Origin of the sequence: Mycolicibacterium llatzerense, from assembly GCF_000878195.1 — a bacterium.
Taxonomy (GTDB): Bacteria; Actinomycetota; Actinomycetes; order Mycobacteriales; family Mycobacteriaceae; genus Mycobacterium; species Mycobacterium llatzerense.
This window is the reverse complement of record NZ_JXST01000003.1, coordinates 67,316-91,915: the sequence shown is the minus strand read 5'-3', so window position 1 is coordinate 91,915 and position 24,600 is coordinate 67,316. Positions and strand designations below refer to the sequence as shown.

Sequence of the window (24,600 nt, the reverse complement as noted above, 5' to 3'; positions counted from 1 at the left end):
TACGGACGGTTGACTAGGCGAGGTCTTCAACAGACGCGGACTCGTTCCGCGACAAGTTGATACCCAAATTCGCGGCGGTGCGCTCCAGGTCCTCGTCATCGCTGTCGCGCATCTCGATCGCGGCGCCGTCCGAAGACAGCACCTCGACGTTGAGGCACAGCGACTGGAGTTCCTTGAGCAGAACCTTGAACGACTCCGGGATACCCGGCTCCGGGATGTTCTCGCCCTTGACGATCGCCTCGTAGACCTTCACACGCCCGACGGTGTCGTCGGACTTGATGGTCAGCAGCTCCTGCAGCGTGTAGGCCGCACCGTAGGCCTGCATGGCCCAGCACTCCATCTCACCGAACCGCTGGCCACCGAACTGCGCCTTACCACCGAGCGGCTGCTGGGTGATCATCGAGTACGGGCCGGTCGAACGCGCGTGAATCTTGTCGTCGACCAAGTGGTGCAGCTTCAGGATGTACATGTAGCCGACCGTCACCGGGTACGGGAACGGCTCACCCGACCGACCGTCGAACAGCATCGACTTGCCCTCGGCGTTGACCATGACGTCGCCGTCACGGTTCGGCAGCGTCGAGCCCAGCAGGCCCTCCAACTCGCCCTCGCGGGCACCATCGAACACCGGGGTGGCGACGATGCTGTCGCGCGGGGCGCTGTGCATGCCTTCGGGCAGGTTCGCTGCCCACTCCGGCTCGCCTTCGATGTTCCAGCCGGCCTTGGCGACCCACCCGAGGTGGGTTTCCAAGATCTGGCCGATGTTCATACGACGCGGCACACCGTGGGTGTTCAGGATGATGTCCACCGGGGTGCCGTCAGGCATGAACGGCATGTCCTCCTGCGGGAGGATCTTGCCGATGACGCCCTTGTTGCCGTGGCGGCCGGCGAGCTTGTCACCGTCGGAGATCTTGCGCTTCTGGGCCACGTAGACGCGGACCAGCTCGTTGACACCGGCGGGCAGATCGTCGTCGTCCTCGCGCGAGAACACGCGGACGCCGATGACCTTTCCGGACTCACCGTGCGGCACCTTCAGCGAGGTGTCGCGGACCTCACGGGCCTTCTCACCGAAGATGGCACGCAGCAGACGCTCTTCCGGGGTCAGCTCGGTCTCACCCTTCGGAGTGACCTTGCCGACCAGGATGTCGCCGTCGCGGACCTCGGCGCCGATGCGGACGATGCCGCGCTCGTCGAGGTCAGCCAGCACCTCGTCGGAGACGTTCGGGATGTCCCGGGTGATCTCCTCGGCGCCCAGCTTGGTGTCGCGGGCATCGATCTCGTGCTCCTCGATGTGGATCGAGGTGAGCACGTCCTGCTCCACGAGCCGCTGGCTCAGGATGATGGCGTCCTCGTAGTTGTGGCCTTCCCACGGCATGATCGCCACGAGCAGGTTCTTACCGAGGGCCATCTCACCGTTCTCGGTGCAAGGACCGTCGGCGATGACCTGGCCGGCCTCGACGCGCTGCCCCGAGTCCACGATCGGGCGCTGGTTGGCGCACGTGCCGTGGTTGGAGCGGTTGAACTTGCGCATCCGGTAGGTGTGCCGCGAGCCGTCGTCAGCCATGACGGTGACGTAGTCGGCGGAGACCTCTTCGATGACACCCGACTTGTCGGCGACGACGACGTCACCGGCGTCGATGGCGGCACGCAGCTCCATACCGGTACCGACCAGCGGGGCCTCGCTGCGCACCAGCGGAACCGCCTGGCGCTGCATGTTGGCACCCATCAGGGCGCGGTTGGCGTCGTCGTGCTCCAGGAACGGGATCATCGCGGTTGCGACGGACACCATCTGGCGCGGCGAGACGTCCATGTAGTCGACGTCGTTGGCCGTCACGAACTCGACCTCGCCACCCTTACGGCGGACGAGGATCTTGTCCTCGGTGAAGCGGCCGGCATCGTCCAGCGGCGAGTTGGCCTGCGCCACGACGTGGCGGTCCTCCTCGTCGGCGGTCAGGTAGTCGATCTGATCGGTGACGATGCCGTCGACGACCTTGCGGTACGGGGTCTCGATGAAGCCGAACGGGTTGACCCGTGCGTACACCGACAGCGAGCCGATCAGACCGATGTTCGGGCCTTCAGGGGTCTCGATCGGGCACATGCGGCCGTAGTGCGACGAGTGGACGTCGCGGACCTCGAGGCCGGCACGCTCACGGGACAGACCACCGGGGCCCAGCGCCGACAGACGACGCTTGTGGGTCAGACCCGACAGCGGGTTGTTCTGGTCCATGAACTGCGACAGCTGGCTGGTTCCGAAGAACTCCTTGATCGCCGCCACGACGGGACGGATGTTGATCAGGGTCTGCGGGGTGATCGCCTCGACGTCCTGGGTGGTCATGCGCTCACGCACGACGCGCTCCATACGCGACAGGCCGACCCGGATCTGGTTCTGGATCAGCTCGCCCACGGTACGCAGACGACGGTTGCCGAAGTGGTCGATGTCGTCGACCTCGACGGGGACCTCGACGCCGCCGGGGGCGGTCATCTTGGTGTCACCGTCGTGCAGGCGCACCAGGTACTCGATGGTGGCGACGATGTCCTCTTCGGTCAGCGTCGTCGCGGTCACCTGAGCCGGGTTGCCGTCGTGCAGACCCAGCTTCTTGTTGACCTTGTACCGGCCCACGCGGGCCAGGTCATAACGCTTCTCCTTGAAGAACAGGTTCTCCAGCAGGGTCTGCGCCGACTCCTTGGTCGGCGGCTCGCCCGGGCGCAGCTTCCGGTAGATATCCAGCAGGGCCTCGTCGGGACCGGCGGTCGGGTCCTTCTCGAGGGTGCCCATCATGATCTCGGAGAAGCCGAAGCGCTCGCGGATCTGCTCGCTGGTCCAGCCGAGCGCCTTCAGCAGCACGGTGACCGGCTGGCGACGCTTGCGGTCGATGCGGACACCGACGGTGTCGCGCTTGTCGATGTCGAACTCCAGCCAGGCGCCACGGCCCGGGATGACCTTGACGCTGTGCAGGGTCTTCTCGGTGGCCTTGTCGATGGACTCATCGAAGTACACACCGGGCGAACGGACGAGCTGCGAGACGACGACACGCTCGGTGCCGTTGATGATGAAGGTGCCCTTTTCGGTCATCATCGGGAAGTCGCCCATGAAGACCGTCTGGCTCTTGATCTCACCAGTGGTGTTGTTGATGAACTCAGCCGTGACGAACAGCGGGGCCGCGTACGTCTGGTCCTTTTCCTTGCACTCGTCGACCGGGGCCTTGACCTCGTCGAAGCGCGGGTCGGAGAAGCTCAGCGACAGAGTGCCGGCGAAGTCCTCGATGGGCGACAGCTCGGCGAGGACCTCTTCGAGGCCACCGACGGGGTTGATGTCGCCGCGATCGACTGCCTTCGCGCGCCAGCGGTCGGAACCGATCAGCCACTCGAAAGAATCCGTCTGCACGTCGAGCAAGCCCGGAACCTCGAGCGGTTCGCGCAGCTTGGCGAACGAGACTCGGTTCGGCGCTCCTGGGACGGAGTTGTTGGAATCTACTGACTTGCTCTCGCGAGAGACTGCCAAGATGCGTCCTTCCAGCACCTGATGCGACTGTTCCGGTGCCGGTCGAAACCGGTCCGAAGTGCCGCTCTATCTGTGTCGGTCCGGCTGGCGTTCTCACAGTCCGGGCCTTACAAGACACAGGGCACGCAACTAGATCACTGAGCAGGGCTCAGGCTAGAAGGTGTCAGGTGCGGGTGAGGTGGGCAGGATGCAGCCAGCGCAACGTCCAACATTAGCGTAGGACGGCGCATTCCTCAACCACGGCATGCTTGGAGAGGGTTTTAACGGATAACGCTGGCTGGCGTCTGGACCCATCAACAAAACCCTTGAATACATGCTGCCCAACAGATTGGCCCGTTTGCGGGCCTCAGTCAAGAGTTGCCACGGTGTTTGGTGTGGAGTTTTACCGGCAAATTGCGATCCGGGCCGCTGCCATCGTGACCCAGCGGGCCCCGCGGCGCCACTCGCACGTCGCCGCCGACGGACCTGCCGTGACCAAGATCACCGGCGTTGCCGCCCTCGCAACACGCTCGGGCATGCGCTCAGCGCACCCCGGGGGGAGATTTCGCGATCTGTCTGCACCCTCGTCGACAGAAATCGCGCCCGGACTGATGCAGCCCGGGCGCGATTTTCGACGTTCCGCGGATCAGGCCCGCGGAATCTGAGCCGTCACCGGGTCGTCGGAGCGACCGGTCCTGTTGAGGTCTTCGAGGATGGCGGCCTGCGCGGCCGGCGGCAGGGTGTGCAGGATCGAGCGCACCCGAGCCTGACGACGAGCCACCGCCTGGCGGACCGGCATACCCGGGGTCACCTCGATCTGCGGCGGCACGCCCTCGATCTCCTCGACACCACCATCGGAGTGACCGGCATCGATCGCGGCCTGCTCAGCAGCGGCAGTGGCGGCGTCCTTCTCCTCGGACATACCGATGGGGCCGATACGACGACCGTTGAGGAACTGCTTGACCGCCGGCTCCTCACTGGTCAGCAGCACCTCGCGGGGGCCGAACATGACCAGGTGCTTGCGGTAGAGCATGCCGATGTTGTCCGGCACCGTACGCACGATGTTGATGTTGTGCGTCACGATCAGCACCGTGGCGTCGATCTGCGCGTTGATGTCGATCAGCAGCTGCGACAGGTAGGCGGTACGCACGGGGTCCAGACCGGAGTCCGGCTCGTCGACCAGGATGATCTTGGGGTCGAGCACCAGAGCGCGGGCCAGGCCGGCACGCTTGCGCATACCACCGGAGATTTCGCCCGGGAACTTGTGACCGTCGTTGGGCATACCCACGACGTCCAGCTTCTCCATGACGATCTTGCGGATCTCGGACTCGGACTTCTTGGTGTGCTCGCGTAGCGGGAAGGCCGTGTTGTCGTAGATGTTCATCGAGCCGAACAGCGCGCCGTCCTGGAACAGCACACCGAACAGGGTGCGGATCTCGTAGAGCTCCTTGGCCGAGCACTCGATGATGTTGGTGCCATCGATGACGATGGAGCCACGCTCGGGGCGCAGCAGGCCGATCAGCGACTTCAGGAACACCGACTTACCGGTACCGGACGGGCCCAGCATGACGCTGACCTCACCGGCGGGGATGGTCAAAGTGACGTCTTCCCAGATCTTCGACGACCCAAAGGACTTACTCAGTCCTGTCACGTCGATTTGGACGCCCATGTGAGATCCCTTCCGCCAGCGCTCGCGCGCCATTTGCTGCCCTGCCTGTGGCTTGAGTCACTGTAGCGCATCGATCGCGAGCTGATGCACCTTGTTCCAACTATCGGACGGCCCGCCCAGAAGTCACTCTGATGGGCACTGAGCCAACTACCCCATGGTCCCCGACAGGGTCAGAAATGCCCCGATTTATAACCCCTGAAAAGCGAAATCCCCCGGAGTCCGCAATGGACTCCGGGGGAAAACGTCAGTTCTGGCGAACTTACTTGACGGACACCGAAGCGCCGGCGGCCTCGAGCTTGGCCTTGGCGTCCTCGGCGGCCTCCTTCGAGACCTTCTCCAGCAGCGGCTTGGGGGCGCCGTCGACCAGGTCCTTGGCTTCCTTCAGGCCCAGGCCGGAAACGATCTCGCGGACGACCTTGATGACGCCGATCTTCTTGTCGCCGGCACCCTCGAGGATGACGTCGAACTCGGACTGCTCCTCAGCAGCCTCGGCGGGAGCAGCAGCGCCACCAGCGGCGGCAACGGCGACCGGAGCAGCGGCGGTGACGTCGAAGGTCTCCTCGAACTGCTTCACGAACTCCGAGAGCTCCAGCAGGGTCATTTCCTTGAACGCGTCGAGCAGTTCTTCGGTGGACAGCTTGGCCATGTGAATGGTCCTTCCTTGGTTTTTCTTGTTTTGGTTGGTCTAGATGGATCAGGCAGCCGACTCGGCGGCCTTCTTGTCCTGCAGAGCGGCGGCCAGGCGGGCAACCTGGGACGCGGGCGCAACGAACAGCGCCGCGGCCTGGGACTGCTTCGCCTTGAGGGCGCCGGCCAGCTTGGACAGCAGCACTTCGCGCGACTCGAGGTCGGCGATCTTCTCGACCTGGGCCACAGACAGCGCAGCGCCGTCCATGTAGCCGCCCTTGATGACGAGCTGCTTGTGATCCTTCGCGAACTTCTTGATTGCCTTCGCGGCATCGACCGGCTCGCCGGTGATGAACGCGATGGCGGTCGGACCTGCGAACAGGTCGTCGAGGCCTTCGATCCCAGCCTCCGAGGCAGCGCGCTTGACCAGGGTGTTCTTGGCGACCGTGTAGGTCGTCGAGGCACCAAGGGAGCGACGCAGCTCGGCGAGATTGGCAACCGTCAGACCGCGGTACTCGGTCACGACAGTGGCCGTCGAGGCCTTGAACTGTTCGGCAATGTCTGCGACCGCAGTGGCTTTGTCAGCCTTGGCCATACATGCCTCCTTGTGGTGTATTCATCGGCCCACTGGAGACTGCCGGGGATTCGGCTTTGATCGAGGCCAGAAATGCAAAGCGCCCCGACACAGAAAGGTCGGGGCGCGCAGAATAAAAACTCTGAAAACCTCGTCCTCCTGCGTGGGCCGCCAGGCAGTGCCTGGGCCTTCAACCGATTGCTCGGTGACCGACGGTCTTCGGTGGAACGGGATCAGAGTAGCCGATGGCCTGCCGATCAGCCAAAACGGCCCGAGACGGCAGTGCCGCGGACTCAGCCGGCTATGGCTGCCCGCGGCGCACCTGGTCGGCTGTCGGCAGCCGCCACTGCCGGCCCTGCTCGAGGTCGAAGCTCATCGGCTCGTAGCGCAGCATGCCGGTGCCCGGGTACGGGGTGTACTCCCCGAACCACACGTCGCCGTCGACGGCATAGAGGTCGACGCGGATGAAGTCCCAGTCCGCACCCAAAGTGCGGGCGATTTCGAGCATCTTGTCCAGCTCCACCGGCCGCTCTTCGGCGGCCACCGGGTGGATGCGCCAGCGCACGGGCAGCCGGCGCCAGTCCGCGTCCAGGAATGTCGTGGTCTGGTTCTGGCCGAACCGGCCCCGATTCACCTGGATGAGCTCCACGCGGCCGTCGAACACGAAGAACTTGTAGTCGACCGGCGGCTGACCATCCGGCGTGGGGATACGTTCCTCGATCAGGAGCAGCGGGCGGGCTTCGCTGTAGCCCCACTCGCCGAGCTCCAGCGGCGTCTCCTGGAACCAGCTGCTGGTCTGGTCCTGCAGGCGGGCCAGATCGGTCTGCGGATCAGGACCGAACAGCGCCTGGCCACTGCTGGCGTTGGGCTTGAGCACCCAGGGCGGCAGTGTCGTCAGATCCCCCGCGTCCTGCAGATCGGTACCCGACCAGTACGTGGCGGGGATGCGGAGATCGGCGCCCGGATACGCCGCCCGGGCCATCTCTTTCATCCACGTCTTGTCGCAGGCCTTGACGATCCGTTCCCGGCGATCGTTGAAGATGCGCCAGTTCACCTTCTCGTTGAAGGTCTGCGGCTCGTCGAAGTTGCCCCGCTTGCGGATCATCAAGAGATAGAGGACGTGCCGCAGGAACCGGACCGGAATCAGCGCGAGCATCCGGCGGCGGATGGACCTGAGCCACGACGGCGTCGCGATGTATGTCAGCAGCGGCACGGGTTCAGGCCTCGCTGGTCAGGTAACCGCCGCGGCGGAAGAACTCCGCTCCGCTGTGTTCCACACCATCGGCCGTGCGGAGTCGGGTGATGACGAGGCCGAGGTTCCCACCGCGGTAGGCATTCGGGCCGCAGACCACGGCGCCGCCGCCCTCCTGCACGATCACGCGTCCCGGGGTGCCGCCGTAGCGGATTTCGGAGACCTTCGCCGCCAGCACCTCGATCCGTTCACCGTTGTAGAGGGTGAATGCGGGCGGGTACGGCGCCGACAGCGCGCGCACCAGTCGTTCCAGGTCTTCGGCCGGCCAAGTCCAGTCGATGAGGCTGTCGCGTTCGGACCGCTTGTGGAAGTAGGTGCGGGTCGCCTTGTTCTGCGGCCGCCACTGCGGGTTGCCGGATTCGAGGGCCGCAAACGCTTCCTTCAGCGCGCCGGGAATCAGGGCGATGCCGCGCTCGACCAGTTCGGTGCCGGTGTCGTGCGGGCCGATGGGCAGCGAATGCTGCACGAGGATGTCCCCGGTGTCGAGGTCCTCGTCCATCCGGTGCACCGTCAGGCCGATCTGGGCCTCGCCGCTGATCAGCGACCAGATGACCGGGGAGAAGCCGGTCCCCTTCGGCAGCAGGGAGTCGTGCAGGTTCAGCGTCCCGTACGGCGGCAGGTCGTACAGCTCGTCCGTCATCCGCGTATACCAGCTGTTGACGACGATGACGTCGGGTTCTGAGCGCTTGACGAGGTCGATGGTCTCGTGGTCGGCCCGCATGGTCAGGTGCACCGGGATGCCGTGCGCCTGGGCGAGTTCCTCGACCGAATCCGAGAAGATCGCCTTGTACGAGTCTGTGCTGGTCGGATGCGTGACCACCATCGGCACGTCGTGTCCCAGATCGATCAACGCCTGCAGCGTCTTGACCCCCCACGTCTGGAAACCGAAGAAGACGACGCGCATGCCACTACCTCACTAAGTCTGATTCAGATCGGCGTGTGAAGAGATGGTCACGCACCGTTAACAAGATCAACTTAGCTTAGTCTTACCTAAATCACAGGCCTACCTCATGTCCGGCCAGCGGACACCGGCTTCACCGGGGCAGCGCCACCAGGACGAACGCCACGAGCAGGAGCGCCACACGGAGCCAGTGCAGCCGGTCCCAGCGGTGGGCCAGCGCCCGGTTCGTCGGCGCCTCGTCAGGACCGGCGCCCGCCCACGCCGCGACCCGGTTGTTGATCGGCACCAGCGTGGTCAGGGTCAGGACCATCACCGCCCCCATCACCACCACGGCGGCGATGGCCAGCGGCGCCCGCCCGAGCACCGCATCCCCGACCAGCAGTGCGGCCGCGGCGATGTACCAGAACGGCATCACCGTCCCGAGGAGCCGGCTGCCGGTTGCGCGCGCTTGGCGGTAGGCGTCGTCGGGCAGCCGTTCCAGGATCGGATTCATGAACGCGGCCACGCCGAACTCGACACCGACCAGCGTGCCGACAACGATCACGGTGAGTAGTTGCGCAATGTGTTCCATGACATCGAGCCTGGTCACTATGCTGACAAATAACAAGGTACTGACAAATTATTCAGCATGATGACCAGGAGGTGCACCGTGGCGGTATCGAAGAAAGAGATCGGCGAGTGCCCGATCGACGCCGCCCTCTCCGTCGTCGACGGCCGCTGGAAGGGCACCATCCTGTGGCGGCTCTCGGACGGTCCGATGCGCACCGCCGAACTCCGGCGCAGCATCCCCGACATCACCGAGCGCATGCTCATCCGGCACCTGCACGAGCTGGTGGCCGACGGCATCATCGACCGCCACGACGCCGGCACGGTGCCGCCGTGCGTGCACTACTCGATCTCCGAATACGGCAAGACGCTGGGTCCCGTGCTGTGGTCCCTGTGCGATTGGGGCCGAAAGCATATGGAGCGCAACGCTTCTCAAGAACGGAACAGCGCGGCCGCGCCGACCAGGCCGGCATCGCCGCCGAGTGCGGCGGGCACCACCCGCAGGCCGCGCAAGAAGCTCAACCCCGCATAACGGGGCAGCGCCGCCCGCAACGGGGCGAACAACACCTCCCCCGCGTTCGCCACACCTCCGCCGAGCACCACCAGATCCAGATCGCAGACCGCCGCCGCCGACGCGATGGCGACGGCGATCGCATCGGCACCGCGCGCGAACGCCTGCACCGCAACCGGATCCCCGCGGCCGGCAGCGTCGGCCAGCGCCTTCGCGTCGGCATCGGCCGGCGCGCCCCAGCCGTGCTCGTGCGCCCAGCGCGCCAGGTGCGGACCCGAGGCCACCGCCTCCACGCAGCCCTGACCACCGCACGCGCAGCGCGGACCGTCGGGGTCCACCACGACGTGCCCGATGTGCCCGGCATTACCGGTGCGACCGAGGTACGGCGCGCCATCGAGCACCAACCCGCCACCGATACCGGTCGACACCACCATGCCGAGCAGGAACTGCGCCCCCTGACCGGCCCCGCGCCATTGCTCACCCATGGCCAGGCATACGACGTCACCGGCCAGCCGTACCGGCAGGCCGGTACGCTCGGCAAGTCGCTGCACCAACGGAAACTGTTGCCAGACAGCGATATTCAGCGGGCTCACAGTGCCCGCCGAGACGTCGATGGGACCGGCGGAGCCGACGCCCACACCCCGCAGCGGGCGCCCGCCGGCCGCGCCGAGAGCGGCGCCGACCAGGGTGTCGACGGTTGCCCACACCTGCTCGCGGTCCGCGTGCGGCGTAGGCAGCTGCGCGCGGTGCACGAGCACGCCGTCCGGGTCGACGAGCGCCGCGGCGATCTTGGTGCCACCGATGTCGAGAGCGAGGGTCAGTTCGGGCATCGTGGCCTCAATGCCGGTGGACGTGGTCGGGCTGGCGCGGGTCGCCGGGGTGTTCATATCCAGGTGCCAGGTGCACCGACTCGGCCCGGCGGGCGTCGAGCCAATGCCGGAAGGTGCGTCGGCGTGCCGACCCCAGCAGATGTGCGGTGATCTGCGGCCGCACCTGATCCAGTGGCGGGGCGACGGTCGCCGCGGTGGACCAGCCGCCGAGATCAGGGACGGGCGGGGCGAACCGCAGGGGGTTGCGGGCGTGGTAGCGCTCGACCTCGTCACCCGCGAGCCGAACGTCGGCGGTCACGCGGACGAACAGCGCGCGCGCCAGCGGCTGTTCGAGGGCAGCCGCGGCGACGCTGCCGAGCTCCATCCGGGCGGCGGCGTCGGGCAGCAGATCAGCTTCGGTAGGCGCATCGCGGTCGTCGACACCGAGTTCGCCGGCTGCCACGCGCACCAGCTCGTCGGTGACCAGCAACTGGGCCAGCCAGCGCCGCAGCTGGCGGCCTTCACTGGTCCCGGGCACCGGTAGCGATGGCGCCAATGCGCTTGCCCGCAAACGTGATTCACGGTCGTCGAGGTCGCCCACCGGAATGGCCCGCCCGGCGACGGTGGCGACGTGGTTCATCGGACCCGCACCGATACCGCCGGGGTGTACAGCACCCGCCCGGCGGCCGCGATCCGGATCAGTGCCCACCACTGCCCCGGGCCGACCCACAGCGGCGGTGCCACATCGAAGTCCAGCGCGACGGTGCCGCCGGCGGGGACGTCGGCGCCGAGCACGCCCGGCCCCAGCCATTCCCAGGTGCCCCACGGGCTGATCAAGTGCGCCTCCAGGCTCAGCGGCGCGCCGGCGGCGGAGCCGACGATGACGCTCAGGTCCGCGTGTCCACCCGCGACGACGTCGACCGGTTCGGGCTCGGCGACCAGCGTGAGCAGTGGTGTGTCAACGGGTTCACCGACGGTGACGACACAGACGTCCTCCACCGTCTGGCGCCAGGCTGCCGGAATCTGGGTGTGCTTGGCGCCGCCGGTGACCGCGAGTTCGACTCGTACCGGGTACCGGCCGACGGGGACCGCGATCGGAAGTTCCAGCTGCACTTCGGTTTCCAGGTAACCGCCCGGCGGCAGCACGAAGGGCAGCTCGTCCGGGGTTGCCGACCAGCCGTCGGGACACAGCACCCGCACCCGGCCATGCAGCGCGGCATCGGTGCAGTCGCTGGCGGCGGTGACGCGCAATTGCACGGGTGCACCTGGTTCACCGGATATCTCAGTGGGGTGCACATGTGCCACCGCCGGCAAACCGCCCAACGGCGCCGGGCCGCGGTTGTGCAGCCAGTACCGGGCGTAAACCGGTTGGGCCACTTCGGCATCCGGCGCCAAGGTGGCATGGTCGCCATTGAGCACATGGGGCAGCTCGAGCCGTGCCCGCACGGAGGCGATCTCGAAACCGTGCAGCCGGAGGCCTTTGCCGTCGCCGGCCACGGGTTGTTCGAGGAGGTCCAGTCGTGCCACGTCCTCGAGGTGCCGGAGTCCCGAGGTGATGCTGACCTCGGTCGGCCGTCCCGAGGTCTGCACCAGGCGCAGGGTGATGCCCGACCTCGGGTCGACGGGCGCGCTGCTGCCGGTGGCGATCGGGTTGCCGGTGGCCTTCAGCACGGCGAGCGCCACGTCGGACGCGGGTTCGACGCCCAACAGTGAACCGGTGCTGGGCAATCCGCCGGCTACGGCCGGATGATCGGTGTGCACCGCGAGCAACGGCTCGGAGTACTCGGCACTGCGCGCCGCGATGCCCGCGGCGCGCCAGTCACCGTCACCGGCCGCGACGGCGTAGTCGAAAGTGTGGGTCCAGTGCTGGAGCTGGAAGTTCGAGCCATCGGGTGCGGTGCGGCGGGGCGGGTCGATCCAGGTGCCCGATGGCCAGCCGGTGCACGACCGCATCAACGAGGTGTGCAGGACGCCGTCCGGTTCGACGGCGAAACCCGGTACGCCCCGGTTCAATACGGCCACGGTCCGGGCGTCGAAGGGCCCGATGCCGGCCGTGGCGTCCTGCTCGACCGCGATCTCGGCGTCGGCGAGGGCGGCGATCAGGTCCTCGGTGGCGCCGGGTCCGGCGACGATCAGCACCGGCAGCGCCCGCACCCCCGTCAGGTCGGCGCCGGGAATCCAGCGCTGCACGAGGTCTGCGTCGGCAGGCACCCAGAGCAGGGCGTCACCGGCGGCGAGACGGCGCTGCAGTTCCGCGCCGTAGCACGGGTCGGCTGCCGCCAATACCGCTGCGGTGAAACGGTTCTCGTCGGGCCCACCGAGCGCGATGCGGGCGTCGGGCAGGTTGGAGTCGACGGCGAGGTCGCCGTAGCGCGGCTTGTCGGCGCTGCTGCAGGTGGCCGTCACCCCGGCCCGGACCAAAGCGACCATCAGCTCCCGGGTCGGTGTCTGCGGGTCGGCGGCGTTCGGCACCACGACCTCGGCGACCGACACCGCCCGTACGTGTACATCGTGCGCGTCGCGTACCCGGACCTGCACCGCCGATGACAGTCCGAACCACCCGTAGGCGGGATTGTCCAACGTGTAGGGGTGGTCCGCGGTGTCGACGGCCTCGTGCGAATCCCGTTGGTGCAGCAGCCCGAAGCCGCGCCCGATCACCGCGTCGCCGACCTCACTGACCGGCATCGCGCCCGGCACCGGGCAGGGCCAGCGCAGCCGCAGCAGCTTGTCGGCGCCGGTGAATTCGTCGATCACGGTGCGGCAGTCGACGCGGTCCACGCCCTGCCACAGGGTGATGGTCTGGGTGTAGCGCAGCACGTCGCCGATCCGGCCGGTGACCACCAACCGCTCCCCCAGCGCGCTGCGATAAGCCTGCACTGAATCGGCAGGACGTTCGGCCGAGCCCACCACCGGCCCCTTGGGCAGCAGGTGCCAGGGCCCTTCGTGTTCGGTGGGGTGTGCGGAATGTTCGTCGTAGACGGCGATCTCGTTGCCGACCTGGCCGGTGCCGATCAGTTCGACGCCCTCACGGAACAGCGACGACACTGCCCCACCGCGGCCGGGATCGACGGTGCAGCCGTAGCGGTCGTTGCTGATGGTGGTACCGGACTTGGGTTCCCACGAGGCCGGTTTCCGCACCGATCGCAGCGTGTCTCCGCCGAGTGTGTATCCCCGCCAGCCGAGGGACGGCACGTCGCGGGCCAGCCAGGTGGCGGTGTGGCCGTCGTCTTCGATCAGGACCGGGACCGGCGTGCCGTCCGCGTCGAAGACCGAGCCTGCCAGCGGTTCGTCGAGGTGGACGGTGACGATGTCGGTTCGGCTGTGCGCCAATGGGTTCCACACCACGATGTCGCCGTCGACGGCGCGCGACAGCAGCGCCACCGCGTTGTCGCGCGCGGTCCGGCCGAGTTCCCAGGCGTCGCGCCAGCCGGTGAGCAGGTCGAGGTACACCTGGTCGGATTCCGATCCGGTGATGGCGTCGTGGTGTGCGCCGTAGGCCAGCTGAACCCATGCTTTGGCCAGAGCCGCTTGTGGGTAGGTGGCGCCGGTGAGCAATCCGGCGAACACCGCGAACCGTTCGGCTGCCAGCACGACGTTCTCGGCGGCGCGGTTGGCCTGTTTGGTGTCGATGTACGACACATCTTTGCCCGTGTAGATCGGGTTCATGTCGCGGGTCTGCGGCGACGGCTGGGTGCCATCGGCCGCGAGTTCGTCACGCACCGCGGCGAAGAACTCCCGCGGCAGCGCACACACGAAGCGGGGCCAGGTGTAGCGGGCGGCCCAGTCGCGGTGAATCTCGGTCACCCATTTGTTCGGCGGCGTGTAGTCGGTGCCGACCGGCAGGAGCACATTGCGGGTCAGCGCAACCTTTTTCAGTTTGGTGAACGTCTCGTAGGTGGCGTTCTCGGCCTCTTGCAACGACGCCGACGAATCCATCCACCACCCGGCGGCGTAATGCGCCGGCATGTAGTGGGTCAGCAGCCCACGGCCCGACGGTGCGATCCAGTCGAATTCGCTGGCGAACTGCATGCGCTCGGGATCGCCGTCACGGTGCATCGGCCCCCACTGGTGATGCGGTCCGCGGGCCCACGAACTGGAGGTCAGCCCGGCGTCGGCCGCCATTCCCGGGAACTGCGGATCGTGGCCGAAGACGTCCAGTTGCCAGGCCGTCGCCGGGTCTGCGCCCATCACATCACGCTGAAAACCGATGCCGTGCACGAAGTTCCGGATCGCGGTCTCGGGACTGGTCAGGTTGGTGTTCGGCTCGTTGTAGGTGCCGCCCATGATCTCGACCCGACCCTCGGCCAGCAACGCACGCAGCTGGGCGCGTTGCTCCGGGTGGGTGTCCCAATAGGGTTTGAGGTAGTCGACCTCGGCCAGCACGAACTTGTATTCCGGTTCCCGCCTTGCCATTTCGAGGTGTGCGGTGACGAGCTCGAAGCCGTTGATCTGCCGGCACCGGCCGGGCGGGTCCTCGGTCCAGACGCTGGTGTACGCGGCCTGGGTGTTCCACCACACCGGGTCGTAGTGGAAGTGGCTGATCATGTGCATGGTCCAGCCGGGCTCGGCGACGACGAACTCGAACGCGGTCCGCGCGCCGTCGATCTCCAGATGCGCGGGCCGGAGCTGACCCGGCTGCCCGTCCTGCACCACCACCGGAATCTCCACCGTGCCGTCGCCCTGCTGCGCCACGGCCTGGCCGGTCAAGCCATCCCCGACGACCCTGACCTCGGTGGGCTGTGCGCATCCGGTGTAGTCCACCCGCACGATCTGCCACGGCTCATCGGCCGGGCCGACGAACAACTCGGTGGAAACTACCGCCGTCACCTGCAGGAGTCGTCCCGTCGACACCCCTGCACCATACGGTCAATCCCCTTCAGCCGGGCGGCATTGCGGCACGCAGCCGGTCGGCGACCGCGCGCGTCGCGGCAATCACCTCGGGCGGCTCGAGCACCTCGAACCGGTAGCCCGGCATCGCCAGATGCAGCACGATGCGCTCCGGGTCGTCGCCCCCGGCGGTCACGATGCAGCGGTCCGGACCATCTGCCTCGATCTGCGCCGAGGACGCGGAAAACATCTGTGCCAGTTGACTTTCTGACGCCTCGAAGCGGACCCGCGCGACGTAGCGGTACGGCGACGCGGTGATGGCCCGGCGCACGTAGTCGGCCGCGTCGGGCGCCGGGCGCGGAGCGAACGTCGTACCCGCGGCTCTGACGTCGACCATCCGGTCCAGCCGTAGCGTGCGCCAGTCCGCCTTGTCGCGGTCGTAGGTCAGCAGGTACCAGCGGCGTCCGGTGGTGACGAGTTGATAGGGCTCCAGCCGCCGTTCGGTGCTGTTGCCGCGGATATCGGTGTAGCCGAGCCTGATGTGTTCGTGATCCCGGCAGGCGCGGGCCAGCGTCATCAGGTCGTCGGGCGATACCGCTTCCACAGAGCTGCCGCCGGTCAACGTCACCGTCGCGTCGTGCACCGCGGACACCTGCGACCGGAGCCGGGACGGCATCACCTGGTCGAGTTTGGACAGTGCCCGCAGCGCCGACTCACCGACGCCCGCGACGCTGCCACCGGCCGCCAGCCGCAGACATACCGCCATCGCGACGGCCTCCTCTGGATCGAGCAGCAGCGGAGGCAACGCGGCACCGGCACCCAGCTGATAGCCGCCGTCGCGCCCCTTGCTGGCGTGTACCGGATAGCCGAGGTCGCGCAGCCGCTCGATATCGCGCCGGACGCTGCGCCCGGTGACGCCGAGCCGATCCGCCAGCTCCTGCCCGGTCCACACCCGGCGCGCCTGCAACAGGCCCAGCAGTTGGAGGACCCGGCTCGTCGTTTCGGACATGACAACACTCTGCCGCACTCATAGGACAGAAACAGTCCTATTTCGGTGACAGGCTTGCCCGGTGACTGAAGAACGGACCGAAGAACTGGCCGACCAACTCGACTGGCACTGGCAACACCAGCTGCGTCCCCGACTCGAGGGACTGACCGACGACGAATACTTCTGGCAGCCGGTCCCCGGCTGCTGGACCCTCCACCCCGACGGAGCCATCGACTTCAGCTATCCCCCACCGCAACCCGAGCCGTTCACCACCATCGCCTGGCGATTGGCGCACGTCATCGTCGGCGTCCTGGCCATGCGGAACCATTCGCATTTCGGCGGGCCGCCGGCCGACTACCAGTCGTGGCCCTACGCCCTCGATGCGCACACCGCGCTGGAGCAGCTCGACGCCGCCTACGCGAACTGGATCGCCGGGGTCCGCGGGCTCGACGACGCCGCACTGGCCCAGCCGTGCGGGCCGGCAGAAGGCCCCTACGCTGACTTCTCAATGGCCACCCTGGTGCTGCACATCAATCGCGAAGTCATTCACCACGGAGCGGAAATCGCCTGCATCCGTGACCTTTACATCCACACCGAGAAAGAGAACTGAGCATGCCCGGACTGCCCGCACCCGCCGCCGACGAACGCCAGACCCTGATCAATTTCATCGCATTCCAGCAGGATGCCTTCGCGGCCGTCGCCTACGGACTCACCGACGAGCAGGCCCGCTCCACCCCGTCGGTCAGTGCGCTGTCGGTCGGCGGCCTGATCAAGCACGTCACCGCCATGCAGGCCGGCTGGGTCGAGCGGGCGGTGGCCGCCCCCGACTTCCCGCCGCCGGACCCGCGGCCGATGGCGGAAATCATGGCCGAGTACGCCGACCAGTACGTCGTGGGCGACGACGAAACCCTCGACGACTTGCTGGCCGCATTGCGCGAGCAGAACACGGCGACCTTGAAGGCGTTCGCCGAGCTCGACCTCGGCACTCTGGTGCCGGTCCCGCATGAGGTGCCGTGGTTCCCGGCCGATATCGACCACTGGACGGTGCGCTGGGTCGGGATGCACATCATCGAAGAGCTGTCCCGGCACGCCGGCCACGCCGACATCATCCGCGAGTCCATCGACCGCGCCACCATGTACGAACTGCTGGCCGCGGCAGAGGAATGGCCGGAGACGGATTACCTCAAGCGCTGGCGACCCGTCGCCCAGTAACCGCCCTCACCGGGGCAGCCATTTCGTCACTCTCGGGGCAGCACCAACGTCAGGGCCGCGTCGACCACCACATCCAGGTCCGTGCCCAGCGAACCGGACAGCCACTGCTGGGCCAGTTCGGCCATCGCGCCGGTGTACATGGCCGCACCGACGCGTGCGGCGACGGGATCCGAACCGGGATGCAGTCGGCCGCCCTCGGCCAGGACGGCATCGAGCAGCAGGTCCTGGGTGACGGCCCGGCGCGCGGCCAGCACGGGGTTGGCGCGTGCTTCGGTGAACAGCACCCGCCCGCGCCGCGGATCGGCGGAACCGAAACCCAGTACCGCGGCGGTACCGGCGCGGGTCCGCTCCCGCACCGAGTCGCCGGCGACGGTGATCGCCGCGTCGACCACCGTGGCCAGCTCGATGCTCACCTTGTCGTAGACGGCGCCCAACAGGTCGTCGATGCCGTCGAAGCTCTCGTAGAAGTACCGGGTGTTGAGCCCGCACTCGCGGCACACCGAGCGGACCGACAAGGCCGTCTCGCCGCCAGAGCCGAACAATTCGAATGCGGCGTCGACCAGGAGCCCGCGCCGCTCGGCGCGGCGGTCGTCGAGCGGGATACCCGCCCACCTGGTCGGTGTCGACATCCCTACAGCCTAGGTCTGGTCACACCCGTCACCAAATACTATTCTGGTTACGACCGTGACCAGAAGGGGTTGACGTGTACCTGCCGCACCAGTTCATCGAGCACCAGCTTCAGCACCGATTCGACGAGACCATCCGACGGAACTATTTCCGCGGCATGGACTTCGCGGGCCCCGCCGGCGACCCGGGCTGGTTCGGCCCCGGCAGTGCCGTCTGGCATGTGCACTCACACACCGAGGCCCTGGTCTTCGGCCTGCAGTGCGCCGCGTTCATCGAGCGCCTCGACCCGTCCATCTACTGGATGGGCATGCACCATTCCCGCCTGGTCCAGCGCGACGAGAACGGAGTCGCCAGCCCGGTGATCGATCCGAAGGGCGCGGCCGTCCGCCTGGGTCATTCCATCGCGTTCTTCATCGGCACCGCGTATGGCAGCACCGAGACCGCCGAGAACCTGGCCCGGACCGTGCGCGCCATGCACCACACCATCAAGGGCGTCCGGCCGGACGGCGCCGCCTACGACGCCGACGACCCGGACTGGCTGCGGTGGAACTACGCGACGGTCGTCTGGGGCCTGGCCACGGCGCATGAGCTCTACCATCCAAACCCGTTGCGCGGCAAGAAACTCGACCGCTACTACGGCGAGTTCATCCGGGTCGGTCACGCTCTCGGCGGCACCGATCTGCCGACGACGAAGGCTGAGACCCTGGACTGCCTGCAGTCCTACCTCCCCAGGCTGGCACTGACCTACGGCGCGGCGATGGCCACCGGCCCGAACCTGCCGATGCCGCAGAGCGCGGTCGACTGGGCGGTCCGCGACACCATGCCCAAATGGGCCAAGCAGCTGCTGGGGCACACCGACCCGAATCCCATCGAGCGCACCGCCCGCCGCGCGGTGGTGTGGTCGATCATCAACGGCCTGCACACCGCCGCCGGACCGTTCCCCGAATTCCGGCAGGCCAAGGCCCGGGTCAAAGGCGGCATCGATCCGGAGCTGGCTCCGCACACCGTCCCGACGTACGTGCCCGGCAGCGACCCGGCCCGCAGCCGCGCCGATATCGAGAGCGTCTTCGTCTGACCCGAGCACCGCCGAAGGAGTGATGCAGGGCACACCTTTTTGGCGGTACCCGCGGTTTTGAGACACTTCACCAATGAGTTCAACGCGGAAGACCCCCCATCGCGAGGGTGCCCGGCTGGACCGGGTGCCGCTGCCCGTCGAAGCCGCCCGCATCGGGGCCACCGGCTGGCAGCTCGCACGGACCGGCGTACGCATCGTCGGCGGTGCCTTCTCCAAGGGCAGCCTGCAGCACAAGGTGCTCAAACAAGTCCCGAAAACGTTCTCCGACCTGGGCCCGACGTACGTCAAGCTGGGCCAGATCATCGCGTCGAGCCCCGGCGCCTTCGGTGAACCCCTGAGCCGCGAGTTCCGCAGCCTGCTGGACCGGGTCCCGCCCGCGGACAAGGACCAGGTCCACAAGCTGCTGCGCGAAGAACTCGGTGGCGATCCCGCCGACCTCTTCGCCAGCTTCGACGACGAGCCCTTCGCCTCCGCCTCCATCGCCCAGGTGCACTACGCGACGCTGCACTCCGGCGAAGAGGTCGTGGTCAAGATTCAGCGCCCCGGCATCCGCCGACGGGTGGCCGCCGACCTGCAGATCCTCAAGCGCGGCGCGCAGGTCGCCGAGATGGCCAAGCTGGGCCAGCGGCTGTCCGCGCAGGACGTGGTCGCTGACTTCGCCGACAACCTCGCCGAGGAACTCGACTTCCGGCTCGAGGCGCAGTCGATGGACGCCTGGGTGGCACACATGCACTCCTCGCCGCTGGGGCAGAACATCCGGGTGGCCCAGGTCTACTGGGATCTGACCAGCGAGCGCGTGCTGACCATGGAGCGCGTCGAGGGCATCCGCATTGACGATGCCGCCGCCATCCGCAAGGCCGGGTTCGACGGCGAGGAGCTGGTCAAGGCGCTGGTGTTCAGCGTCTTCGAGGGTGGCCTCAAGCACGGCCTGTTCCACGGCGACCTGCACGCCGGCAACCTGCACGTCGACAAGGACGGCAAGATCGTCTTCTTCGACTTCGGGATCATGGGCCGCATCGACCCGCGGACCCGGTGGCTGCTGCGCGAGTTGGTGTATGCGCTGCTGGTCTCGAAGGATCACGCGGCGGCCGGCCGGATCGTGGTGATGATGGGCGCCGTGGGCACGGTCAAACCGGAGGGCCAGGCGGCCAAGGACCTGGAGGCCTTCACCACGCCGCTCACCATGACGTCGCTGGGCGACCTGTCCTACGCCGAGATCGGCAAGCAGCTCTCCACCCTCGCGGACGCGTATGACGTCAAGCTGCCCCGCGAGCTGGTGCTGATCGGTAAACAGTTCCTCTACGTGGAGCGGTACATGAAGCTGCTGGCGCCGAAGTGGCAGATGATGAGCGACCCCCAGCTGAAGGGTTACTTCGCCAACTTCATGGTGGACATCAGCCGCGACCACAAGAACGCCAACGGGAAATCCGAGGAGTAGGCCGCAGGCCGAATCCGACCAGACAAATCCGAGGAGTAGGCCGCAGGCCGACTCCGACCACGAACGCCGACCGAGATACGAGTAGCCATGCAGCCTGAACGAGACACCACCGCCGAGGTCCGGACCGGCTTCGCCCGCTCCGGTGACCTGGATATCGCCTACGAGGACATGGGCAACCCGGATGATCCGGCCGTCCTGCTCATCATGGGCCTCGGGGCGCAGCTGCTGTTGTGGCGCAAAGGCTTCTGCGACAAGCTCGTCGAGAAGGGCTACCGGGTGATCCGGTTCGACAACCGCGATGTGGGCCTGTCCACCAAGATCGAGGGCAAGCACTCCGGTTCCGGACTGCTGCCGCGGATGCTCCGGTCGTACGCCGGCCTGCGTAGCGATGCGGTCTACACGTTGGAGGACATGGCCGACGACGCCGCCGCGCTGCTGGACCACCTGAAGATCGAGCAGGCACACGTCGTCGGTGGGTCGATGGGCGGCATGATCGCGCAGGTGTTCGCAGCGCGCTACCAGCACCGGACCAAGACGCTCGGCGTCATCTTCTCCAGCAACAACCAGCCGCTGCTGCCCCCGCCCGGGCCGAAGCAACTCAAGGCAATCACGACCCGGCCGCAGGACACCTCACGCGCGGGCGTCATCGCCAACGCGGTCAACGTCGGCCGCATCATCGGCAGCCCCGGCTACCCGACGCCGCTCGACCAGGCCGAGGCCGACGCCGCCGAGAGCTACGACCGCTCGTACTACCCCGTCGGCGTCGCCCGGCACTTCGGGGCCATCCTGGGCAGCGGCAGCCTGCGGCGCTACAACGCGTTGATCACCGCACCGACGGTCGTCATCCACGGCCGAGCCGATAAACTGATGAGGCCGAGCGGTGGCCGCGCAGTAGCCAAGGCCATCCGACGCGCCCGGTTGGTGTTGTTCGACGGCATGGGTCATGACCTGCCCGCGCCTCTCTGGGACAAGATCGCCGGCGAACTGGTCACGACGTTTGCCGAAGTGCGTTAGACATCTCGGTCCGGTCACAGACCCCGCCACGCAGGGGGAATGAACATGGCACACGACATATCGGCGGCTACGTTTGCTGTTGAAGCTGACCGTGTCGACGCGTCACACCAACGTCAAGGAACCGGTTGGCGGCCAGGTATTGTGCGGTCACAATTGTGATTTAGTGACCGGCATCACCCGCGAGTGAGGAAGGTCAAGTTAGGTGTTAGAGATGATTCAGGATTCGACTGGGGCCAAGGACATGCGGCCGCATTTCGAGGACATCCAGGCCCATTACGACCTGTCTGACGATTTCTTCGGGTTGTTCCAAGACGACACCCGTAAGTACAGCTGCGCCTACTTCACCGGACCGACCGTCACGATGGAACAGGCGCAGCTCGCCAACGTTGATCAGCACCTCGAACAGCTCGATCTCAAGCCCGGCATGACGCTGCTGGAGATCGGCTGCGGTTGGGGCCTGACCATGCAGCGCGCCATGGAGAAGTACGACGTCAACGTCATCGGCCTGACGCTGAGCAAGAACCAGCAGGCGTTCTGCACGGAACTGCTGAGCAGCACCGAGTCGGAGCGCACGCACCGGGTGCTGCTGAAGGGCTGGGAAGAGTTCCACGAGCCGGTGGACCGCATCGTGTCCATCGAGGCGTTCGAGCACTTCGGTTTCGAGCGCTACGACGACTTCTTCAAGAACTGCTACGAGATCATGCCCGCCGACGGCCGGATGACCATCCAGAGCAGCGTGAGCTACCACCCGTTCGACATGTCCGCCCGCGGTAAAAAGGTGACGTTCGAAATGGCCCGGTTCATCAAGTTCATGGCGACCGACATCTTCCCCGGCGGCCGGCTGCCCAGCACGCAGATGATGATCGACCATGGCGAGAAGGCCGGCTTCAACGTCCCGGAGCCGGTGTCGCTGCGCAACCACTACATCAAGACGCTCGGCGTGTGGGCTGCCAACCTGGAGCACCACAAGGAACAGGCCATCGCGATCTCCGGTCAGGTGAACTACGACCGGTACATGAAGTATCTGACCGGTTGCCAGTACTACTTCCTCGATGAGGTCCTCGACGTCAGCCTGGTCACCTACACCAAGACCAAGGAAGCCGCGTAACACCAATCGGCTTTCGTCAGTAGCGCCCCCGGCCTGAGGCCGGGGGCGCTACTGCGTTTCCGGCGGGTCAGTGGTCGGACGCCGACGAGGTCGAGCTCGAACTCGTGTCACTGTGACGGTGCGAACGCTTGTCGACGACCACCGGCGTCGTGCCGGACGTCTCATCGGCCGACGTGCCGGACGTGACCGCCGTGCCGTGCGCGCCCTTCAGGTGCGACGTCGATCCGTCGCCCTTGTGAGGCTTGGACTTGTCCCGCGACTTGCCCGACGAGTCGGCTGCCGCACCGGCATCCGGATCAGACACTTTGTCGGTGGACGACGCCGTCGTGCTCGCGGGCGTCGTCGAACTGGTCGACCCACTGCCACCACTGGTCGACTTCGCGCGCTTCTGCACCGTGGTTGCCTTCAGCGTCGTCCCCGTCGACGCCCCTGTGGACGCGGTCCCGGTCGAGGCCTCCGCAGTGGTGGTGACGGCAGTGGTCTTCACCGCAGCCACCTTCGCCGCCAGCGGGCTGGCCGTCGGCAGGGTTCCGCTCAGCTTGGCACTGACCGCGGCGGCCCAGGCGTTGATGGCCTTCCCCAGCTGCTGGAATTCACCCTGAATCGCCTGCCCGATGGACTGCAGCAGATTGGCAAGCGACTGCGCCACCGCGGCGACGCCCGAGGTGACGCCGCCGACCACGGTTCCGACGCCGCCGAGCGGTCCGCTCGAGTACTTCGCAATCGCCTGCTGAATGACGGCGACCGCGAGCTTCGGCGTCCAGTCGGCGTTGTAGATGCCGTAGCCGTCGGCTCCGGGCACCCCGTCCTGCGCGGTGTAGATGAACACCGGCCCGGCATAGGCGATGGTCTGCCAGGTGTCGATGAGGTTCTTGATCAGGTCGGCCTGGGTCTGCTGACTGACGTCGTTGGTCGAGGCGCCGAACTCACTGATCCAGATCTTCTTGAGCCCGTCGCCGTATTGGGTCATCAGCTGATAGATCGAGTTCAGTTGCGAAAGAGGCGAATTCGCGACACCGAGGCCCGACGAGAAGGGCAGCGACTCCTGGTACGGATGGAACGACAAGGCATCGAAATAGTTCGCGGCGCCGGCGGCAAGCATCTGCTTGACGAACGTCACCGGGTCCATCGTGACACCGCCGAAGCTGATGACGCTGCCCAGCGCGCCGGCCACGATGGTGGCGCTGGGGTCGACGGCCTTGATCGCCGGATAGGCGGCCTTCAGCAGTGCCGCGTAGGCGACGGGATCGATGGGGTCCGAGGACAGCGCGTAGTTCGGCTCGTTCCAGATTTCGTACGCCGAGATGGCCGTGCCATATCGCTGGGCCACCGCAGTCGCGAAGGAGGCGAAGGTCGCCGGGTCGGGGGTGCCGGCGCCGGGGATGGTGCCGGACGGCGCGGCCCACAGCGGAGTGCTGGCGAGCTCGGCCATCACGCCCATGTTCCGCGCTTGGGCGGCCTGGATGACCATGTCGATGCTGGACCAGTTGTAGACGCCGTTCCCGGGTTCGACGTAGATCCATGGGACGAAGACCCGGACATCCTGAACCCCGATGGACTGCAGGGTGTCGAGTGTCTGATTGATCTGAGCCTGGGTTTCCCCGTACAGACCCGAATCGGCGATCCCGATGCTCGACGGAGACGAGACGATTTCCGCGGTGTTCTCGACCTGCGCCGTCACCAGCCTGGACGGCAGTTCCGACGGCGGTGCGTACGCGCAGATCATCGCAACCGGGAGTATCGCGACAACGCCGCGAAATGTGCAGGCACGAAGCGATCCGCGCAGCGACGAGTACATGCGTGTCCCCTTGTTCAAAATCGGCCGCCTGGCGAATTGTTATAGGCGTCAACGAATGGCCGAGACACTACCCGTAATTGACTCGAAGAATCTACAAAAAGGTTATCCGAATAAACATACCTATGGTCAATAACCTGTTTAAATGC

20 protein-coding genes are annotated in these 24,600 nt (G+C 66.7%); 7 read left to right on the top strand and 13 right to left on the bottom strand.

Annotation, left to right across the window (positions count from 1 at the left end):
• Window positions 1-13 precede the first annotated feature (13 nt).
• From rpoB to TL10_RS02765, 7 genes are all read right to left on the bottom strand, one after another.
• A complete protein-coding gene (gene rpoB, locus TL10_RS02795; RefSeq protein WP_043401648.1) occupies window positions 14-3,517 on the bottom strand; it encodes a DNA-directed RNA polymerase subunit beta in 3,504 nt (1,167 codons plus the stop codon).
• Between the two features lie 607 nt (window positions 3,518-4,124).
• Window positions 4,125-5,147 carry an ABC transporter ATP-binding protein gene (locus tag TL10_RS02790; RefSeq protein ID WP_043984426.1) on the bottom strand — a complete coding sequence of 341 codons (1,023 nt, stop codon included), beginning with the start codon at window positions 5,145-5,147 and terminating at the stop codon, window positions 4,125-4,127.
• A gap of 259 nt (window positions 5,148-5,406) precedes the next feature.
• Window positions 5,407-5,793 (bottom strand): 50S ribosomal protein L7/L12, encoded by a 387-nt coding sequence (rplL, locus tag TL10_RS02785; protein ID WP_043401646.1) that lies wholly within the window; start codon window positions 5,791-5,793, stop codon window positions 5,407-5,409.
• A gap of 48 nt (window positions 5,794-5,841) precedes the next feature.
• Window positions 5,842-6,369 carry a 50S ribosomal protein L10 gene (rplJ, locus tag TL10_RS02780; RefSeq protein WP_043401643.1) on the bottom strand — a complete coding sequence of 176 codons (528 nt, stop codon included), beginning with the start codon at window positions 6,367-6,369 and terminating at the stop codon, window positions 5,842-5,844.
• A 280-nt stretch (window positions 6,370-6,649) separates the two neighbouring features.
• The gene (locus TL10_RS02775; RefSeq protein ID WP_043984425.1) at window positions 6,650-7,561 is read right to left on the bottom strand and encodes an ATP-grasp fold amidoligase family protein; all 912 of its coding nucleotides are present in this window, start codon (window positions 7,559-7,561) and stop codon (window positions 6,650-6,652) included.
• 4 nt (window positions 7,562-7,565) lie between these two features.
• Entirely contained in the window at window positions 7,566-8,504 is a 939-nt protein-coding gene (locus TL10_RS02770) for a methionyl-tRNA formyltransferase (RefSeq protein ID WP_043984424.1), read from the bottom strand.
• Between the two features lie 130 nt (window positions 8,505-8,634).
• The gene (locus tag TL10_RS02765; protein ID WP_043984504.1) at window positions 8,635-9,072 is read right to left on the bottom strand and encodes an anthrone oxygenase family protein; all 438 of its coding nucleotides are present in this window, start codon (window positions 9,070-9,072) and stop codon (window positions 8,635-8,637) included.
• A gap of 78 nt (window positions 9,073-9,150) precedes the next feature.
• Between TL10_RS02765 and TL10_RS29950 the strand changes: the two genes are divergently transcribed.
• Window positions 9,151-9,579 carry a winged helix-turn-helix transcriptional regulator gene (locus tag TL10_RS29950; RefSeq protein WP_082067814.1) on the top strand — a complete coding sequence of 143 codons (429 nt, stop codon included), beginning with the start codon at window positions 9,151-9,153 and terminating at the stop codon, window positions 9,577-9,579.
• Here the strand turns inward: TL10_RS29950 and TL10_RS02755 are convergent.
• Genes TL10_RS02755 through TL10_RS02740 form a run of 4 tightly spaced genes read right to left on the bottom strand, consistent with a single transcriptional unit; the run spans window position 9,480 to window position 16,203 of the window.
• The gene (locus TL10_RS02755) at window positions 9,480-10,388 is read right to left on the bottom strand and encodes an ROK family protein (protein ID WP_043984503.1); all 909 of its coding nucleotides are present in this window, start codon (window positions 10,386-10,388) and stop codon (window positions 9,480-9,482) included. The genes TL10_RS29950 and TL10_RS02755 overlap by 100 nt on opposite strands.
• Before the next feature lie 7 nt (window positions 10,389-10,395).
• On the bottom strand, window positions 10,396-11,007 hold the full coding sequence (locus TL10_RS02750) for a DUF7158 domain-containing protein (protein WP_043984502.1): 612 nt from the start codon (window positions 11,005-11,007) through the stop codon (window positions 10,396-10,398).
• The gene (locus TL10_RS02745; RefSeq protein ID WP_043984500.1) at window positions 11,004-15,200 is read right to left on the bottom strand and encodes a glycoside hydrolase family 38 N-terminal domain-containing protein; all 4,197 of its coding nucleotides are present in this window, start codon (window positions 15,198-15,200) and stop codon (window positions 11,004-11,006) included. The genes TL10_RS02750 and TL10_RS02745 overlap by 4 nt, the downstream gene beginning before the upstream one ends.
• 43 nt (window positions 15,201-15,243) lie before the next feature.
• Window positions 15,244-16,203: a helix-turn-helix transcriptional regulator gene (locus TL10_RS02740; RefSeq protein ID WP_043984422.1), complete on the bottom strand. Its 960-nt coding sequence runs from the start codon at window positions 16,201-16,203 to the stop codon at window positions 15,244-15,246.
• Window positions 16,204-16,264: 61 nt separating this feature from the next.
• Here TL10_RS02740 and TL10_RS02735 point away from each other — a divergent pair, with 61 nt between their 5' ends.
• A complete protein-coding gene (locus TL10_RS02735) occupies window positions 16,265-16,792 on the top strand; it encodes a DinB family protein (RefSeq protein ID WP_043984421.1) in 528 nt (175 codons plus the stop codon).
• Between the two features lie 2 nt (window positions 16,793-16,794).
• A complete protein-coding gene (locus TL10_RS02730; RefSeq protein ID WP_043984420.1) occupies window positions 16,795-17,394 on the top strand; it encodes a DinB family protein in 600 nt (199 codons plus the stop codon).
• Window positions 17,395-17,420: 26 nt separating this feature from the next.
• Here TL10_RS02730 and TL10_RS02725 read toward each other — a convergent pair whose 3' ends face one another.
• Window positions 17,421-18,023: a TetR/AcrR family transcriptional regulator gene (locus TL10_RS02725; RefSeq protein ID WP_043401625.1), complete on the bottom strand. Its 603-nt coding sequence runs from the start codon at window positions 18,021-18,023 to the stop codon at window positions 17,421-17,423.
• 74 nt (window positions 18,024-18,097) lie between these two features.
• Between TL10_RS02725 and TL10_RS02720 the strand changes: the two genes are divergently transcribed.
• The 4 genes from TL10_RS02720 to TL10_RS02705 all read left to right on the top strand — a co-directional run bounded on the left by TL10_RS02720 (window position 18,098) and on the right by TL10_RS02705 (window position 22,656).
• A complete protein-coding gene (locus TL10_RS02720; protein ID WP_043401623.1) occupies window positions 18,098-19,096 on the top strand; it encodes an oxygenase MpaB family protein in 999 nt (332 codons plus the stop codon).
• Between the two features lie 73 nt (window positions 19,097-19,169).
• The gene (locus tag TL10_RS02715; protein ID WP_043401621.1) at window positions 19,170-20,534 is read left to right on the top strand and encodes an ABC1 kinase family protein; all 1,365 of its coding nucleotides are present in this window, start codon (window positions 19,170-19,172) and stop codon (window positions 20,532-20,534) included.
• Between the two features lie 87 nt (window positions 20,535-20,621).
• Complete coding sequence (locus tag TL10_RS02710; protein ID WP_043984419.1) at window positions 20,622-21,548, top strand: alpha/beta fold hydrolase; 927 nt, start codon at window positions 20,622-20,624, stop codon at window positions 21,546-21,548.
• A 211-nt stretch (window positions 21,549-21,759) separates the two neighbouring features.
• Window positions 21,760-22,656 (top strand): cyclopropane mycolic acid synthase family methyltransferase, encoded by an 897-nt coding sequence (locus TL10_RS02705; protein WP_043401616.1) that lies wholly within the window; start codon window positions 21,760-21,762, stop codon window positions 22,654-22,656.
• 67 nt (window positions 22,657-22,723) lie between these two features.
• Here TL10_RS02705 and TL10_RS02700 read toward each other — a convergent pair whose 3' ends face one another.
• Entirely contained in the window at window positions 22,724-24,454 is a 1,731-nt protein-coding gene (locus tag TL10_RS02700) for a cellulase family glycosylhydrolase (protein ID WP_043984418.1), read from the bottom strand.
• Window positions 24,455-24,600: the final 146 nt, after the last annotated feature.